The 18,185-nt window shown below is 41.7% G+C and carries 12 protein-coding genes; 9 read left to right on the plus strand and 3 right to left on the minus strand.

All coding sequences use genetic code 11. The features are described from left to right. Positions 1–25 precede the first annotated feature (25 nt). The 3 genes from EJL04_RS00110 to EJL04_RS00120 are packed head-to-tail and all read right to left on the minus strand — an operon-like array spanning position 26 to position 1,760. On the minus strand, positions 26–1,000 hold the full coding sequence (locus EJL04_RS00110) for an IS3 family transposase (RefSeq protein ID WP_241209919.1): 975 nt from the start codon (positions 998–1,000) through the stop codon (positions 26–28). Positions 1,001–1,035: 35 nt separating this feature from the next. Then, a complete protein-coding gene (locus EJL04_RS00115) occupies positions 1,036–1,410 on the minus strand; it encodes a transposase (protein WP_125103787.1) in 375 nt (124 codons plus the stop codon). Positions 1,411–1,421: 11 nt separating this feature from the next. Next, the gene (locus EJL04_RS00120) at positions 1,422–1,760 is read right to left on the minus strand and encodes a hypothetical protein (protein WP_125103788.1); all 339 of its coding nucleotides are present in this window, start codon (positions 1,758–1,760) and stop codon (positions 1,422–1,424) included. Positions 1,761–1,907: 147 nt separating this feature from the next. Between EJL04_RS00120 and EJL04_RS00125 the strand changes: the two genes are divergently transcribed. The 9 genes from EJL04_RS00125 (at position 1,908) to EJL04_RS00165 (ending at position 17,850) form a co-directional block, all read left to right on the plus strand. Next, entirely contained in the window at positions 1,908–2,711 is an 804-nt protein-coding gene (locus EJL04_RS00125) for a GSCFA domain-containing protein (protein ID WP_053397416.1), read from the plus strand. A 227-nt stretch (positions 2,712–2,938) separates the two neighbouring features. Further along, complete coding sequence (locus EJL04_RS00130; RefSeq protein ID WP_125103789.1) at positions 2,939–5,413, plus strand: bifunctional UDP-N-acetylmuramoyl-tripeptide:D-alanyl-D-alanine ligase/alanine racemase; 2,475 nt, start codon at positions 2,939–2,941, stop codon at positions 5,411–5,413. Positions 5,414–6,192: 779 nt separating this feature from the next. Continuing rightward, on the plus strand, positions 6,193–7,878 hold the full coding sequence (locus tag EJL04_RS00135) for a hypothetical protein (protein WP_125103790.1): 1,686 nt from the start codon (positions 6,193–6,195) through the stop codon (positions 7,876–7,878). After that, positions 7,848–8,816 (plus strand): hypothetical protein, encoded by a 969-nt coding sequence (locus tag EJL04_RS00140; RefSeq protein ID WP_125103791.1) that lies wholly within the window; start codon positions 7,848–7,850, stop codon positions 8,814–8,816. Before EJL04_RS00135 ends, EJL04_RS00140 begins: the two co-directional genes overlap by 31 nt. A gap of 15 nt (positions 8,817–8,831) precedes the next feature. Next, positions 8,832–10,688: a hypothetical protein gene (locus EJL04_RS00145; RefSeq protein ID WP_125103792.1), complete on the plus strand. Its 1,857-nt coding sequence runs from the start codon at positions 8,832–8,834 to the stop codon at positions 10,686–10,688. A gap of 170 nt (positions 10,689–10,858) precedes the next feature. Next, a complete protein-coding gene (locus EJL04_RS00150) occupies positions 10,859–12,307 on the plus strand; it encodes an MFS transporter (RefSeq protein WP_053397418.1) in 1,449 nt (482 codons plus the stop codon). 205 nt (positions 12,308–12,512) lie between these two features. Further along, positions 12,513–13,175: a porin family protein gene (locus EJL04_RS00155; protein WP_125103793.1), complete on the plus strand. Its 663-nt coding sequence runs from the start codon at positions 12,513–12,515 to the stop codon at positions 13,173–13,175. 416 nt (positions 13,176–13,591) lie between these two features. Beyond that, positions 13,592–15,661, plus strand: a complete 2,070-nt coding sequence (locus tag EJL04_RS00160) for a TonB-dependent receptor plug domain-containing protein (RefSeq protein WP_125103794.1) — start codon at positions 13,592–13,594, stop codon at positions 15,659–15,661. Between the two features lie 506 nt (positions 15,662–16,167). After that, complete coding sequence (locus EJL04_RS00165) at positions 16,168–17,850, plus strand: hypothetical protein (protein WP_125103795.1); 1,683 nt, start codon at positions 16,168–16,170, stop codon at positions 17,848–17,850. Positions 17,851–18,185 lie beyond the last annotated feature (335 nt).

An 18,185-nucleotide genomic window follows, 5' to 3' on the forward strand; every position in this document is an offset into this window, starting at 1 on the left:
ACTTTTACCGGGACAGAATCCCTGTTCATGGTGTCCTTGGAGGGCGTAGCCCGGAAAGGACACCATGAACAGAAGGCAAAGATAGTCCATCTTCTCCAATATCGGAGCATTCCTGTCTGTTTTTTATGGCCTTTGTCCTAAAACTGCTCCAACGCTTAGATATCTCACCCTGACATGAAGCAGCCTGTGCCGGTGTCATCATGTTGATGCTCATGTGCGGCCTTTCGTTGTTGTAGAAGTCCACGGCCGTTGCCACGGCTTCCCTGACCTGGCCGATGTCGGTGAACCTCATACCCTTAAGGAGTTCGTTCTTTATGGTACCATTAATACGCTCTGCCTGTGCATTGTCCTTCGGATCCCCGGTCTCCGTCATACTGATACTTATACCATTTTTATTAAGCAGCCTGACATATTCGGAACTTGCGTATTGTACGCCGCGGTCTGAATGATGTATAAGGCTGATGCCGTCCATGCCCTTCAGCCTTCCCAAAGCCATGCACAGTGCTTCAATGGGATAAGCCGTCTCAAGCGTCGGACCGACACAGTATCCTACAATCTCTTCTGTATATGCATCAAGTACAATTGAAAGGTAGCAGAAACGGTAGTGTATGTCGTCTGTCCAAATAATTATGTACGTTATGTCACTGACCCATAGCTGGTTAGGTCTGAGGGGCAACATTTCCTTTATAAGATTGGGATATGTCGGAAGACCGTGCCTTGAGTCAGTGGTACGTGGACGGCGCAACCTTTTACGGAGAATCATGCCGTTACATGACATTATTTCTATAAAACGGTCACGGCCGACGGGACTGTTGCCGCTGAAATCACGCCGGTACATGTGCCAGAGCTTCAATGCGCCTATTCCGGGGTCTATACGGCGCACCTTGCGGACATACTCAATCACAAAGGCATCACGGGCGGCCCTCATCATTGACTTTGACTCATCATACTTGTAATAGGCCTGCTTGCTTACGCCAAACAGCGCACAAAGATGTCTCACCCTGTATCGGACAGGGTTCTTCGTGTGCAGGAATGTTACTGTTTGGCGCCAGATTTTTTTCTTATGCTGATGCCTAACTCGGATTCGGCCACATTTATCATCTCGTCATAAGCCTCGGCCTTTATCTCGGCCTTGGTCAGTTCGGACTTAAGACGGAGTATCTCGGCCTGAAGGGCCTCTATGTCTGACGGGAGGCTGACTGAGTCACGAACATGCTTCTCTCTTAGTGTCTTTTTCTTTGTCATAAAATCGACATAATACAATTCAGGTGCAAATTTAGCACACCAGCGGCGAACTGTAGCCTCTGATACGGGAATTATTTTTGATATTCCCAAAAAACTTACACCTGAAGAGCGAAGATCTATCACTTTTTGAAGATATTGACCCTTTTGTGATTTATTTTTCCTCATAATTATTTTATTTATGAGTCAACTTTTTTCAGGGTAAGACAGTTGATTGTGCTTTCCCGATATTGATTGACTTTAAGCGTGATGAGTTGGAAATACAACTCATCACACAATAACGCGCTGTATTTCAGAGTGTTATGTACCGTTGTGATGAGTGACGAGTTTTTGTGAAAAACTTTTTTCGTTTCTTTTCCTTTATCAGGCCTTTTTCTAAAAGCATATCTATTACGTTGCAAAAGCCCGTGTTTCATCATGCAAAAGCATACCTTTTGCAGGCTCATTTGCCGTGTTTTGCTTAATGTCTGTTTGTTGTACCTGTATATTTCCAAGCCTTTCAGCTTCACTTCGGCCATAAAAACAAATGTGATTTGTTTTGTATTGCTCTCAGTTTGCATTAACTTTGAATAAGTTAAGCTTCACCTCGGCCATAAAAACAAATACGATTTGTTTTGTATTGCTCTCAGTTTGCATTAACTTTGCAGGGGAAAAGAGGAAATGATATGGAGTTCAGGACAAAAGTTAAGATAGACAAGCCCGACTTTGAGATTGAGCCTTTTGAAGACATGCTCTTTGTTGGTTCTTGCTTTGCCGACAACATAGGCAAGCGGTTTGTCGAAGAGAAGTTTAATGCCGTGGTTAATCCTTACGGCGTGATGTATAATCCGGCAAGCATCCTGCATACCGTGGCACGGAGCGAGGCTGCGCCGCGCGTGGCACTGATGACGCTCGGAACAAATCATGTATATATACTGAACGAGACAGGCGAGATAGTGGACAACTGCGCAAAACGTCCGCAGAGACTGTTCACGGAACGCGAACTCACGATAGACGAGTGTGTAGGCTATCTTTCTGAAGCAGTGGAATTGTTGACCGGAAGAAATGCCGACGTGAAGGTGATAATTACCGTCAGCCCGATACGTTACGCCAAGTATGGCTATCACGGCAGCCAGCTGTCTAAAGCCACGCTGCTGCTCGCCGCCGACCTCATGGTAAGGAAATATCCCGGCAGGGTTACATATTTTCCTGCCTACGAGATTGTAAACGACGAACTTCGCGACTATCGCTTCTATGCCTCCGACATGCTCCATCCTTCGCAGCAGGCCGTAGACTATATATGGGAACTGTTCTCAGAGGCTTATTTCTCGCCGGCAGCAAAGCGCTTTATCGAAGAGTGGCGCCCCATAAAGGAGGCGCTGGGCCACAAGCCGTTCAGGCCCGACTCTGACGAATATAAGGAGTTTATGAATAAAACAATGTTAAAAGTTAAGGCTCTTTCAAAAAAATATCCGAAATTTGTACCTTAATTATGCACCCACGGCCGGCATGAGTGTCTTGTTCAGGCTGTTTGGCTGGCTGTTAGGGCGCAGTGATGGATGCTTTGCCCGTGCGCGGGCATGTCCAGACGGCATGCAGCCCGGTGGTGCTGCAGTGTGGCCCGGCCGTGTCTTTATGTGGCTCTGAATATCTGTTACGTGTCTTTATTCTTTTCAATGACAAAGATTAAATAAGAAACAAAATAATATCAATTGAGATGGTTTACACAATTGAAAAAGTTACAACTCTTATAGGCGCGCGCCGTTATGGCGAGAGCGACGGCAACGTAAGATGGATTCTTACCGACAGCCGCAGCCTTTGTTTTCCGGAGGAGACATTGTTCTTTGCAATACGTTCCGAACGCAACGATGGTCATAAGTACATAGCCGACCTTTACAGGCGCGGCGTGCGCAGCTTTGTGGTTGAGGTGCTTCCGGCTGACTGGCAGAAGGACTATCCTGACGCCAACTTCCTGAAAGTGCCTTTTGCGCTTGAGGCCCTTCAGCGCCTTGCCGAACGCCACAGAGACGAGTTTGACATTCCGGTGGTGGGCATCACCGGAAGCAACGGCAAGACCGTTGTAAAGGAGTGGCTCTATCAGCTGCTCTCGCCCTCAATGACAGTTACGCGCAGTCCGCGCAGCTACAACTCGCAGATAGGTGTGCCCCTCTCGGTATGGCTGCTGAGCGAGCAGAGCCAGGTGGGAGTGTTCGAGGCAGGCATAAGCCAGCCCGGCGAGATGGAGTCGCTGCGCGACATCATACAGCCCACTGTTGGTGTTGTCACCAATCTTGGTGCCGCACATCAGGAAAACTTTAAGTCGATGGCAGACAAGTGTCATGAGAAGCTACGTCTGTTTCACGACTCAAAGGCCATTGTTTATCCTTACGACGACGAGGTGATAAGACAATGTGTTGAAAGCTACGACTATAAAGGCGAGCAGATAGCATGGTCGGTGAAGGATCCGTCTGTAAGACTGTTCGTAAAGTCGGTTGACAAGAAAAACACACAGACTACCGTAACCTATGTGTTCAATGGCGTTGAGTCTGCCTACACACTGCCGTTTATCGACGAGGCTTCGGTTGCCAACTCAATAACATGTGTTGCCGTTGCGCTTCATCTTGGACTTACAGCTGATGAAATAGCACAGCGCATGCCGGCCATAGAGCCTGTGGCCATGCGCCTCGAGGTGAAGGAAGGACAGCACGGGTGCACGCTGATTAACGACTCATACAACTCAGACGTCAACTCGCTCGACATAGCCCTCGACTTCATGAACCGCCGCCCCGACCATGAGGGACGCCGCCGCACGCTCATATTGAGCGACATATATCAGAGCGGTGAAGACGGCGACACATTATATAAAAAGGTGTCAGAGCTTGCCGTAAAGCGCGGCGTGCAGAAGTTTATCGGCATCGGTCCGGAGATAAGCCGTTGCGCCGATGAGATAATGATAGAAGAGAAGTACTTCTTTGACGACTGCAACTCGTTTATCGGAAGCACCGTGTTCAGCTCGCTGCGCGACGAGGTGATACTGCTCAAAGGCTCGCGCAAGTTCTCGTTCGACAGACTTACAGAGCTGCTTGAGCAGAAAGTGCATGAAACGATACTGGAGGTGAACCTCAATTCTGTTGTAAAGAACCTGAATTACTACCGTTCATACATGAAGCCTACCACCAAGCTGGTGTGCATGGTTAAGGCTGATGCCTACGGTGCAGGATCAGTAGAGGTGGCAAAGACCCTGCAGGACCATCGCGTTGACTATCTCGCTGTTGCCGTTGCCGACGAAGGCGTAACGCTGAGAAAGAACGGCATAACGTGCAACATAATGATAATGAACCCGGAGATGACGGCCTTCAAGACAATGTTCGATTATAAACTCGAGCCCGAGGTTTACAGTTTCCGCCTTCTCGATGCCCTCGTAAAGGCTGCACAGAAAGAGGGAATAACCGGATATCCGGTACACATAAAGCTCGACACAGGTATGCACCGCCTTGGCTTCGACCCGCGCTGCGACATGGACGAACTTATCAGTCGCCTGAAGCATCAGAACGCAATAATACCGCGCTCGGTGTTCTCACATTTTGTTGGTTCAGACAGTGACGACTTCGACAACTTCTCTGCCATGCAGTTTAAGCTGTTCGACGAAGGCAGCAGGAAACTTCAGTCGGCATTCAGCCACAAGATATTGCGCCACATGGACAACTCAGCCGGCATAGAACACTTCCCGGAGCGGCAGATGGACATGTGCCGCCTGGGTCTAGGCCTGTACGGCATCGACAGCCGCGACAATTCTGTATTGAATACAGTCAGCACGCTGAAGACCACTATACTGCAGATACACCGTGTGCCGAAGGAAGACACAGTGGGCTACAGCCGTAAGGGTGTGCTCACCCGCGACAGCGTTATCGGTGCCATACCTATCGGATATGCCGACGGACTAAACCGCCGTCTGGGCTGCGGCCACTGCTACTGCCTTGTCAACGGCCAGAAAGCGCCTTATGTGGGCAACATCTGTATGGATGTGGCCATGATAGACCTTACAGGAATAGACTGTAAGGAAGGCGACACCGTGGAGATATTCGGCGAGCATCTGCCTGTAACGGTGCTGTCGGACGTGCTTGGGACAATACCTTACGAGGTGCTTACAAGCATAAGCAACCGCGTAAAGAGAGTTTATTTTCAAGATTAAAAATTGATTTTTATAAATATGGATATTTTATATAAAATTGTAGATATAAAATGAAAAATAAAGAATCGTATCATCGTTCAAGGTAGAACGTGATACGATTCTTTTCATGTTTTGTTTTATTCGTTTTTTATGAATGACTAGATAGAAAAACTTGATATTGCTGTGGCGCATGGTGTAGAATAGGATGAGAACGGTTAAAATTTTATTTTTGTCATTTGCATGAACAGTTGCTATGGTGTTTGTATGAAATACGATGTATGTTTTCAGATTAGAAGTAAATATTTGTATAACTTATTTAGAATACATTGAGTACCTCTTAAATCTGCATATGTCATGCAAGGAGAAATTTGAATGTTGCTTTTTGATTATTATCTATGAGGCTATGTAAATATTTTTATATTTGCAACTTTTTAGATGTTTTTATATTGCATATTATGTTATTATAATATTTTCTTTGTTTTTTTTGTTAAATTAGCTTAAGTTTAACCATATGTAAAAAATAAAGTATATTTTTGTATCAAAAATCTAAGTAACGTTTGTTATGACGATTTTAAGATAAAATTTAATTTGGAAAAATATTGGCTAGCGTTGCAAGTAGACGCTTGTTGTCTGATTATTTATATATTCTCAATGAAAATAGAAATGATGATATTATATAGATGATATATCGATTGGCTCGAAATATTGTTGTATTTATCATATTCTATATCAATAATGCGAATAGATTCCAATATCGGATGAACACAATTTATTAAATTAGGTTGAAAAATGCAATTTTTATGAAAAATATAGTTTTAATATTACTTTTGGTTACCATATGTCCTATTACTGTAATTTGCCAAAATTCAGAAATCGGGACTGTTGTTTATGTCGATAGTGCTGCTACGCCTTTCTATGATAAGAATGTGATATCATATAATGAAGATGCTCAAATAGCATTTCTTAAGTCAAGGCAGGGAAAATTTAATGTGAAGTATATTGATAACTTTTTCATGACTGAAGGTGTTAAACGTAGTATGCGTATGGTTCTTGATGCATGGGAAGATAGATTATGTATTGATGTACCAATACATTTTACAATGAATGCAAACGAAGATTTTGATCCGTCGTTAGAAATAAAAACTACGGTTGCTTATGCAAGTGATGGTAGAAATGCTTTTCCGTTAAGTCTTTTTGCTCAAATGAGAAATAAAGAAGAAGCTAATACGTATGATACAATAACGATAAATGCTTTAACAAATTGGAAAACATCGTGGGAGAACGATGGTACGCAATGGGGGCGTGATAATCTTCAAACAGCTTTACTCAGACATATTGCTCATGTGTTGGGATTCGGTACAAGTATTGTACAAAGAGCGGGCGGTTTAGGATTTGCTGTTCGTAGATTGGCTTCACCTTTTGATAATCTTGTCAGTAATGGGCAAAAGACATTGGGTAGTTTGTCTGTGAGGGGCACACCAACAAGTATAAGTGATTTTTTAAAAGAACCTATCTTTTTGAAAACTGCGCAATCTGCCTATAAATTATTTTCTGTTGAAACTGAATATATACCATATCGTAGTGGAAATTATTTTTCACTTGATAGAGAAAACATAATGAATTATCCTTATGGTGACCGCAGTATGTTGTTGCCTATAAATGATGAGACACTTGATGTAATGTCGGCTATAGGGTGGAATGTATATCCTCATGATATTCATATTGTTGGGAATACAACAGATGTTCTTGGATATGGAAGCTTATATTCAGAACATACATTTTATGCAGAAAATGCTTTTGGTATCAGTTCTAAAGGTGATTGGATTTATCAGATATACGATAATAATACTCACACATATGTAGACAAAAAATATGGGCAAGGAACATCTTTTATTATGACACCTGATGATGAGGGATTGTCTTATATGGATGAGTTTATGTGCCTGCAAGCTCGTATTGTTTTTAATGTTAATGGAAAATCTTATACTTATCCATTGACGCTTGATGCACGTCCGCAATTTGTAAACTACAATATTTCAAATATGCAACAATCGATAAATTCTGATTATTATAGTTTTGATATTACGATATCTTCACGTGGTGCAACTGGTGGAGATATTATTGTGTCAAGTGATTATGGTACTTTATGCACATTGACATTGGATGATCAGGAAAAACAGACAATTCATGTGCCAAATGCATTGAAAATAGGGAATACATATTTATATATTAATTTGACTAATATATATGGGACAACTACAAATTATATAACCATAGATCCTCAATTAATTCGTATGCAAGAAAAAGATAATGTACAGGAAACGAATGCTTTATTACTAACGAATACAGAGGATTTATTTGATGTATATACAGTACAAGGTGTTTTGGTTGGAAAGAACAAACGACCATGTAATTTAAATAAGGGTACATATATACTAAAAAATGTAACATCTCCATGGAAATGCAGAAAAATAATATTAAGATAATAATTGTTCTATTAATAATAGTCATTTCATCTTTCCCTTTAAATGCATCAAATAACAAAAGAATATACATTGCAACAGAAATAAATGGTAAATGTATAAATGATGTGCCAACTTTAAGGGATGGTGATTCTTGTAGATTTTTTATAATAGATGAAAAAGAAAAAGTAGTAGATTTAACTAACCGTGAAGTAAAATGGACTATTTCTTTTAAAAACAAATATGGATATGAGAAATTTGCAACTATTGGTACGAATATTCATAAGGAAATAGAACTTTGTGTTAGAGCTCCATTTTTCGGATTTTATTTTGTAAACGAGAGTGCAGAAACGTCTGATGTGCAACAGAATGGAATCTTAACTTGTGTTATTGATGGTCAAAAGTGTGTGAGAGAAATAAAAATGGATGTTATTCCGCAAACTCCTGAAATAAAAATTGTTAATCAGCGCGAGGAGTCAGATGCTTATTCCAATACTTATCCCGTAGTGACGCTAGAAATATTTACAAGCTCTTTTGAATATGGATGTATTGAAGTAGATGATTTAGATGTTCCTCCATATTTGATAGCGATTAATGGTACAGATAAATTTCCTCTGTTAATAGAAGCTAAAGGGGGCGTTTTTTTATGTGGATTTAGATTCCATGCTCATAATGGATATGGAATGTCTATAAGTAACAAAGTGTATTCAGATATATTACCTACTATTATTAAGACTGAAACACAAAACGAACCTACAGTGGTAATACAAGGAAGTTTATTGGACATACATAGTTCTGTACCAATAAATAATATTTCCGTCATAAATATGTTTGGTGAAATAGTTTTTCATAAAGAAGGTAAGATTTATTCAATCAAAAAATATTTAACTAGAGGTTTTTATATTTTATCATTTACCAAAAATAATGGAAGTAAAATATTAAAGAAAATATTAATAAAATAGAAGGAGAATGTTTATATGAGAATAAAATTTTTGTCATTAATGTGTTTAGTTACGTTATCAAGTAATGCACAGAACGTTTCAAATGGAATTTATTCATCAGATGAAGATGTTGTAACATTATTAGAGAAGCCAGGCTTTCGTAAAATATATGGTGGAACAATTATAAATGTTAATTATGAAGGAAGTGGAATATCATCAACAATGAAAGGAGCATTTGAGTATGCATGTAGATTGTGGGAAGAAAATATTCCTACCACTTATCCTTTGAATATAACAGTAAAGTTCGCAAAATTAGCTAATCCACAATGTCTCGCAATAGTAGAGTCTGAACATAGTGGAGACCTTGATAATTATGATAAAATATATACCAAAAGATGGGCTATGACATATGGATTAGGATACGGAGGACTTGAACATCTGAGAACGTTGGAATATATGCGTGATTCAAGAGATGCATTGATAACTTTTTCTTCTAGTCAACCTTTTGATTATAATATTAATGCAAAAGAGGTGAATTCAAATAAATATGATTTTGTAACCGTGGCTTTACAAGCTATATGTAGAGCTATTGGATTTACTTTGAAAGCTTATCCTTCTGGCAGTACTTTGAATAAACTTAATCCAAATAATCAATACACGTCTAGTATTCTTACAGGAGATGTTGACTATAACTATAAGTTTGCAACATCTGGTAATGCATATATAGAAAAAAGTAGCTTAATGTCTGATGCCCCAGAAGGGAAGTGGAATCTTTATAGTCCTACTACTTTTGATAATAAGTATTCCTTAAATTTTTTCGAAAAAGATCCAAATAACAACGAGACAATTATTATGCAGCCTGATGTTATATCTCGTGGTTCTGCTGTAAGGTATATTGGCAGTGGATTACAAGTGTTTTTTAGTTTTTGTGGGTGGGATCGTTCAGTTACCGTTGGAGATAATGGAACTTATTTTGAAGAGGCTTCTACAGATAATGTCATTCCATATCAAAAACCGATAACTTTGCAACCGTCAAAAGAAGAAATATTATTTGATAATCAAGATGAAGATATTGATACATATATGGATAGAAGAAAAGAAGTAGGTGAAGCTGGAAATTACATTCTGTTAAAGGATGGTTCATGGCAAAAATATAATGATATTTCAGAATTGTTAGATAATCAGAATTATGCGAGAACAAGTGATGGATATTTGCGTTTGAAAAATATAACAGTTAGTAATCCTGGTTCTGGATGGGGTAAAAATACATATGTAAAATATATGCTTGCAGATTATCTGCCACAAATTCCTGACGCGTCCATAAATTCGTTCAAGATTAGTGATTTAAGTTTTGATTCTTTTCAAAGAAGAAGTTTTGCAAGTACAAATTTTGAATCCAATGAGTTTATAGATGTAGAAATAGGTTTTAAAAATACGGAAGGTTGTACGGAAGTTTTAGTGGAACAAACAGATTCTGATTACCCTATTCCATATATTTACTATGTTAATCCATCTTCTGGATACTTTACTGCTTTCATGAATAAAGACTATCCATCAACGTTCAAACTTACATATTTAAATAAAAATGGAGAAACAATAGGTGAGCCATTCAAAGTTGATTTAACTCATGCGGTGTTGTTAAATGATGCATTTAAGATAAATGTTAGAGAAAATAATGGCATGCTGTATTATGAAATTATTTCTAAAGATAATGTTTTAAAATGTCCTGTTAGTTATAGTATTGCTTCTTTAACAGAAAATTCCGTCCAAAAGATGGGAAATTTAAGTGCGTTATCTGGATTTATTGACGTGTCAAATTTAGAAAAAGGGTTTTATGTTTTTACATTAATGTATGGAAATGAAAAGAAGTCTGTAAAATGGACAAGAAAGTGAATTGTTGTTGATAAATTTTAATTTATTTAATCACATAATGGTAAGTAAACAGCTTTTCTTGTTTATGGTGTTTATACTATTTTAACAAATACGGCTGTATCGGTTAAGAAAAAAAGTGTTACCTTTGCACAAACTATTGCTTGAAACAAAATACTATTAATCAAATAAAAATGAATCCTATTCAAACTACTAAAATGACCAACTTCCGTTGGGTAATTTGTGCTTTGCTTTTCTGCGCTACGACAGTCAATTATCTTGACCGTCAGGTGCTGTCGCTTACGTGGAAAGACTTTATAGCACCCGAGTTCCACTGGAATGATGCTCATTATGGCATGATTACCGGTTTCTTCTCTGTCTTTTATGCTGTGGCTTGTCTGTTTGCAGGTAAGTTTGTCGACTGGATGGGCATAAAGAAAGGATATCTTTGGGCTATCTTTATATGGTCGCTCGGTGCATGTATGCACGCAGGATGCGGCTGGGTTACTATGGAGGTTGAGGGCCTCGACTCAATAGAAGCTCTCCGTGCCGTTGAGGCAGGAAGCACAATGGCCGTTGCCATTGCAACGCTCAGCGTATGGCTCTTCCTCGTTTGCCGTGCCATCCTTGCTCTCGGTGAAGCAGGAAACTTCCCCGCAGCCATCAAGGTTACGGCTGAATACTTCCCTAAGAAAGACCGCGCCTTTGCAACTTCAATCTTTAATTCAGGTGCGTCTGTCGGCGCTTTGGCTGCTCCGCTTACAATCCCTGTCCTTGCCAAGCATTTCGGTTGGGAGATGGCGTTCATCATCATCGGTGCGATAGGTTTCGTGTGGATGTTCTTTTGGGCACATCTTTATGAGAAACCTGAAAACTCTAAGAGAGTAAACAAGGCAGAGCTTATATATATCAATCAGGACGAAAAAGAGGAGCCTGCTTCAGCTGAGGCTAAAGAGGAAAAGACTATTCCGTTCATGCAGTGCTTCAAGTATAAGCAGACATGGTCGTTCGTAGTAGGTAAGTTCTTCACCGACGGTGTTTGGTGGTTCTATCTGTTCTGGGCTCCGGCTTATTTCTCAGACCAGTTCGGTTATGAGTCTTCTTCAACAATGGGTATGGCTCTTATCTTTGTGCTTTATCTCATTGTTACCATATTGTCAATCTACGGCGGTTACCTGCCTAAACTGTTTGTTGAGAAGAAGGGCATGGGTCCTTATGCAGGCCGTATGCGCGCTATGCTTATCTTTGCATTCTTCCCGCTGTTCGCGCTGTTCGCTCAGCCGCTTGGTGCAAATTCTGCATGGTTCCCCGCAATCATCATCGGTCTTGCCGGTGCAGGTCATCAGGCTTGGTCTGCCAACCTGTTCTCTACAATCGGTGATATGTTCCCCAAATCAACTATCGCAACCATTACAGGTATAGGCGCAATGGCCGGTGGTATCGGTTCACTGCTTATCAACCTCGGTGCAGGTGAGCTGTTCACTTATGCTGAGGGCATGGGTTCAGCCTTCTCGTTCCTTGGTATGGAAGGCAAACCGGGTGCATATATGATTGTATTCTGCATCTGCGCCGTTGCTTATCTGCTGGCTTGGGTTATAATGAAGGCCCTGGTTCCGAAGTATAAGCCAATCGTTGTTGAATAATAATCTTATTTAAGATAAATCCAAAGAGGAGAATGCGTAGGCGTTCTCCTCTTTTTTCGTATGTATATATATCCTTATTCTTTAGTTCCTGAAAAGCAGAAAACAGGTTAACGGCAAACTAATGATATTTTAACATTACAGAATAGGGGTATTTCCTGCCTTGCGTGTTAAATGATAAATTAATTATCTTAATACATATTTTAGTATGAAGAAGATTTTATTCACATCGCTTTTATTTTTGTCATTTAGTATGATGGTAAAAGCGCAAGATTTCAGAGTGGGAGCAACGGCAGGTTATAATCTCAGTTCTCCGAGTGGTTATAATGCTCAGTCGGGTTTTCATGCCGGCCTGAAGGGTGAACTTGGCCTTCCGCAGGTTACAAAAGGACTTTATTTGGACTTTGGACTGATGCTGTCTTCTTATGGATGGAAGTCACCAAGTTATTATTACAGCGGATATAACATTTCCCGGTTAGATGAAACAACTAATAATAACACTTTTGATTATAAGTTCAGTCCTTATTATTTGAATATTCCGGTTCATATTGGATATAAGTTTTCCGTTGGGCGTAATGTAAGCCTGTTTGTTAATGCCGGACCATATTTTAACACCGGTCTGTTTGGCAAATCAACAATGACTGTTACAGATGGCAAGGGCACTTCTACGACGAAAAATGCATCAGACAATTTGTTCAGTGACAAAGTCTTAGACCGTTTCGACTGGGGATTGGGCTTCCGTGCCGGAGCAGAAATAGCCCGCCATGTTCAGCTTTCCGTTGGATATGATTGGGGAATGAAGAATGTTAATAAGACAGGCACAGACTGCAAAAACAGAACATTCACGGCGTCTTTTGCTTATTTATTCTGAAAAGTATATAAGTTCACTTAACGGGTGAACTTATTTTTTGCTGTTTTATCAAAGGGCAGTTTGCGGCTTGGCAATAAAAATAAAGCAAGTTTTTATTTTGTATCGCACTCACCTTTCTTTATCTTTAGATAAGACAGGATGCGGTTCGGCAATAAAAATAAAACTTATTTTATTTTGTATTGCTCTCACCTTTCGCTGTCTTTAGACAAGGCTGGATGCGATTCGGAAAAGTCAAAAATAAAAACTACGTTTTTTATTTGCCTTTTCACTCACCTTTCGCTATCTTTAGATAAGACAGGATGCGGCTCGGTAATAAAAATAAAACAAGTTTTATTTTGTATTACTCTCGCCTTTCACTATCTTTGCGGACGTTTCGCGTAGGCGAAACGTTAATTTTTTTAATTATATCAAATTTTATGTACAAAACAATTTTCAACAAGCGTGAAAGCTTTAAGTTCTCTCGTTTCGGCAACAAGGGCTATTCGCTCTTTTCTTGCCTGGGCAGAGAGGTGCTTATCGGCACGCTTAGTGTTGCCACTCTTACCTATGCCAAGGCAGACGGCATAAGCACCAGGGTAGAGAAGGTGGACAGCACTATGCAGACGACCGGTGAGACCGTGATGCTCGACGAGGTGGACGTTACGGCTTCGCGCGCGCCGCTGACAGGAGGCCATGCGGCGAGAATTGTAAACGTACTCGGGCGCGACGAGATTGCCGCTGCCCCTGTGCAAAGTGTTAACGACTTGCTCAAGTATGCTGCAGGCGTGGATGTCAGGCAGCGAGGCCCTATCGGGGCACAGACCGACATCAGCATACGCGGAGGTACCAGCGAGCACATCGCCGTCTTGCTTAACGGCATAAACATCTGCGACCCGCAGACTGGGCACAACGCCTTAGACCTGCCCGTGGATATAAGCGAGATTGAGCGGATTGAAGTGCTTGAGGGACCTGCCGGAAGAGCCTACGGAACATCGTCGCTTGTGGGCGTAATCAACATTGTTACAAAGCTCGGAGCAAAAAGCAGTGCCGATGTTCATGCCGAAGGAGGCTCGTTTGGCTATCTGGCTGCCGGAGGACGTGTTAATCTGAAGCAAGACAAGTGGAACAATCAGCTGAGCGCGGGCTATACGCGCAGCGACGGCTGGCTGCGAAGCAAGAGCGGATGTCTCAATGCCGACTATGAAGGCGCGAGGGCATTCTATCAGGGACGTTATGATGACGACCACCTCACGATAGGATGGCACGCCGGAGTTAGCGACAAGGGATGGGGCAGCAATACGTTCTACAGTCTTCTGTCCGACGAGCAGTATGAGCATACCACAAAATATTTCACGGCCGTTCAGGCCGAGACGAAAGGAGGCAAGTTCCACTTCCGACCGTCTATTTACTGGAACCGTTTTCAAGACCGTTATGAGTTTTACAGAGGAGCGCCCGACAAGTCGCCCTTCAACTATAACCGCACCGATGTGTTCGGACTTAACCTCAACAGCTGGTTCGACTGGATTTTGGGGCGCACAGCCTTCGGAGCCGAATTCCGCAACGAAGACCTTGTGAGCGGAAACCTCGGCGAGCCGCTCGACAACCCGATACACATCCACGGCACCGACCGCAACTATGCCTACGGTCTTAACCGAAGCAACCTCAGTTTTTATCTTGAACACAACGTCATACTTAAACGTTTCACCCTTTCCGCCGGCTTTACGGCCGTTAAGAACACATGGAACGAGATGCCGTTCAAGATTTATCCAGGCGTTGACGTCAGCTACAGGATAGGGCAGAACTGGAAGGTGTTTGCATCTTACAACATGTCGTTGCGCATGCCGTCGTTCACCGAACTTTATTATTCGGTAGACGGACACAAGGCTGACAAATATCTGAAGCCCGAGGAGATGAGTGCCGTTGAGGGAGGCGTCAGGTATGTTTCAGAAGGAATAACCGGTACGCTGTCGGTTTATCATCATCACGGAACAAACATGATCGACTGGATAATGGACACCTCGCTCGGAGAGGATGCCGTGTGGACATCGGTTAATCATGCCGAGATTAACTCAACGGGCTTCGAGGCTTCGCTGAAGTTCCGCTTCGCCAGTCTGCTGCCACGTCAGGATGTGCTGCGCACGTTAAATGTGTCCTACAGCTACATCGACCAGAGTCAGGACAAGGAGCCGGGCGTGCAGTCGCTTTATGCCCTCGAGTATCTAAGGCATAAGCTCGTGGCAGGTCTCGGCCTGCACATAGTGAGCGCCCTTAACCTCAATGTCAACTACCGCTATCAGTATCGCGTAGGGTCATACACCGACCCGCAGGGTGTGTCTGTCACTTATAAGCCCTATTCGCTTGTAGACGCACGTCTGTCGTGGGACAAGTCTCGCTACAGCGTCTATGTGGAGGCCAACAACCTGTTTGACGCCACCTATGTCGACTATGGCAACGTGCCTCAGCCCGGCTTGTGGGTTATGGCAGGAGTAAGATGGAACGTTTGGTGACATCAATAGACCTTTCAGCGTGTCTGTCTCCGTCTGCATCAATAATGCATTGCTGTTGACAGCATGCTGAAAAACATAAAATAAGTGGGCTGTTTGCGTATCGTAAACGGCCCACTTTCGTATCAAAACTCAGCCACTTTTGCATCGTAACTCTATCGGTTTCAGTCCGAAAGCAAACGGCTTATTTTTGCTTAATGTATTTCTTTTTTTGTGATGTCGGCGTTTCGTAAGTGTAATTATTTTCTGATGTTTTGCTTACAATTTTCGGAGATGTTTTTGTCTGTCATTTGTTTTTAATAAATAAATCCCCTTTAATTGTTTGTCTATTTATTAATTTTTGTATATTTTTGCAAAAACTCCAAGCTAAACAGACATTTAGCAGAGATATTTGCCTGGAGTGTAGAACAGGGGGATAAAACTCGTAAATCTGGTGTTGAGAATGATGTCAGCTGTTTCAGACAGCATAAGTGTATAATGAGAATGAAAACTGTGACAAAACAAAAACTATGAAGAAAATCTATTACATTCTGCCAATCGTACTATTGGTTATGAACGTTCTGTCAGGCTGTACTGACAGCGAAGAGGAACAAGGTCCTGTGGTTGTTGAAGTTGATGACGAAGAGATGCTTCGTCAAGGTTGGAAATGGGCTGTAGCCTTGGACAATGACTTGCGGATGCAGTGCTCTCCAGATATTGTCAACGGAGGGTATGTCATGCAGATGACCGACATGGACAGTTATGATGCCGTATTTGTTTTTGACGACAAATGCCGTGTCAGAGAAGCGTGCATCAACTCAGTGTGGTATTATTTCTTTGTTCGTGACAACACTCTGAACGTCTCTTATTTAGGAGATTCTTGGATGCATGAGTCTTTCGACTTCAATGTGCAAGAACCAACTTCGGGAAATCCTTTTGAGAAAATGACCGAAAACCTTAAAGCCGTTTATAAGACAGTGTCTTTGCTGCCCATGCCTGTAAAGACGAACATCAACGACTTGTTTGCAGCCGTTGATAGAGGCGAATATAACACATCTTCTGCGCCTGACGATGACGCGGACATCAAAAACTTCTGTGAAGTTGTATATTATTACGAAGCGTGGAACCAAGACTTGCGTGACGACCTTTTCGGCAAAGGGCTGTTGCTGCATTATAAACATGAGCGTACAACATACAGCAATAAAATAGGAATAGCATTAGATCCTGTAAACAATAAAACGTTCAACCGCGGCTATGGCTCAGGCCGTTATGGAGAGGAGATGGATAACAAAGTATACTGCGGTCTGGTTTTCGGCAGCTCGCCTGATGTGGCGTTGGGTAACTACGAATGTAAGACTAACCTGGTGCCGGCGGAGCCAGAGGACGGTTATGTTTGGGTGGATGTTCCGGAGAATATGGAGAGCAAAGCCTATTATGTCCGTGCTTTCATGGTGTCAGAGCAGGAAAAGGATAAGGTGGAGCGCGGCGAATACATACCTCCTCATCTTGTGCGCTTTGAAAAAGACGGTCCTGACAATTTGAAGATTTTTTATGGAGGCGAGATCGTGATGGATAATTTTGTGGTTGTCAACGAGCCTGTCGTAGATGGCGCGCTTAAAGTCAATCTGTCTGGCAATCTCTCTGTTCCTGACTATCTTTCGGAATCTGGATTTGAGCTGAATTTTAGATTGGTGGGAGATCATAGCGGTGAATATGTAAATATAGTCTCACCGGGCAAGATAGACGAACATATCAGTATATGGAAAAATTATTTCAAAGAGTTTGACACAGAGAACTTCATAGCCCGTGGCTACTTTGAACTTTCAGTAAATGTAGGCTGGGTGTGCCTTGGCGTTGTTCCTTTTACGGTAGTATATGACAAGAAACCGTATATCCGTTATACAGGTCTTACGCATGACGGCATGTCTGTAAAGATAAAAAGAAAAATAGACGGGGCATTATGGTTTGACGATGATGTGAATATAATGTGGGAAACCCCTAAAGGTCCTGTAGAATGTTCGTCTTATTTTGCCAGCGAGGGTGAGAGCGAATATAGCGAAGATATAGACGACACAAACCTTATCTCATATCAGAGGAAGGCTTCCGGCGAGTATACGGAAGTCACCATAGACGGCAAGACGCTAAGGAGCAACCGCCTGATATTTGAGAGGGATGCTGACGGCATACGTACAAATATATATTTAGAGGAATAATGAGAATAAACTGTGTCGTGTTCAAATGTGAACATAGATAATAATAATTATAAATTAAAAACAGCCTTATCAGATTCTTTTAAAGAAGTGATAAGGCTGTTTTTGTCTGATAATTTAAACCTAAACCTGTCGTTATTCCGTATATGTGTTTAAATGAATCCTTATTCCTTATTATATTGTTATGCAGGAAAAATAGCAAGTGGCAATCCGTTTAATATATCAGGATTCGGTCTTAATCCTAATGATTTAGGGCTAAGTTGGTTTTTCCATGGCTTTCTTCGTGTGTTTCTCATTTTTAATAAGATAGGATGCGGCTCAGCAATAAAAAATAAGCA

The sequence above is a fragment of the Prevotella marseillensis genome, assembly GCF_900625065.1.
Lineage (GTDB): Bacteria > Bacteroidota > Bacteroidia > Bacteroidales > Bacteroidaceae > Prevotella > Prevotella rara.

What these genes read in the sequence shown, in the direction of transcription:
- EJL04_RS00115 (WP_125103787.1), bottom strand. Translation starts at nt 1,410, where the DNA reads ATGAGGAAAAATAAATCACAAAAGGGTCAATATCTTCAAAAAGTGATA.
- EJL04_RS00120 (WP_125103788.1), bottom strand. Translation starts at nt 1,760, where the DNA reads ATGGCCGAAGTGAAGCTGAAAGGCTTGGAAATATACAGGTACAACAAA.
- EJL04_RS00125 (WP_053397416.1), top strand. Translation starts at nt 1,908, where the DNA reads ATGGAGTTCAGGACAAAAGTTAAGATAGACAAGCCCGACTTTGAGATT.
- EJL04_RS00130 (WP_125103789.1), top strand. Translation starts at nt 2,939, where the DNA reads ATGGTTTACACAATTGAAAAAGTTACAACTCTTATAGGCGCGCGCCGT.
- EJL04_RS00135 (WP_125103790.1), top strand. Translation starts at nt 6,193, where the DNA reads ATGAAAAATATAGTTTTAATATTACTTTTGGTTACCATATGTCCTATT.
- EJL04_RS00140 (WP_125103791.1), top strand. Translation starts at nt 7,848, where the DNA reads ATGGAAATGCAGAAAAATAATATTAAGATAATAATTGTTCTATTAATA.
- EJL04_RS00145 (WP_125103792.1), top strand. Translation starts at nt 8,832, where the DNA reads ATGAGAATAAAATTTTTGTCATTAATGTGTTTAGTTACGTTATCAAGT.
- EJL04_RS00150 (WP_053397418.1), top strand. Translation starts at nt 10,859, where the DNA reads ATGAATCCTATTCAAACTACTAAAATGACCAACTTCCGTTGGGTAATT.
- EJL04_RS00155 (WP_125103793.1), top strand. Translation starts at nt 12,513, where the DNA reads ATGAAGAAGATTTTATTCACATCGCTTTTATTTTTGTCATTTAGTATG.
- EJL04_RS00160 (WP_125103794.1), top strand. Translation starts at nt 13,592, where the DNA reads ATGTACAAAACAATTTTCAACAAGCGTGAAAGCTTTAAGTTCTCTCGT.
- EJL04_RS00165 (WP_125103795.1), top strand. Translation starts at nt 16,168, where the DNA reads ATGAAGAAAATCTATTACATTCTGCCAATCGTACTATTGGTTATGAAC.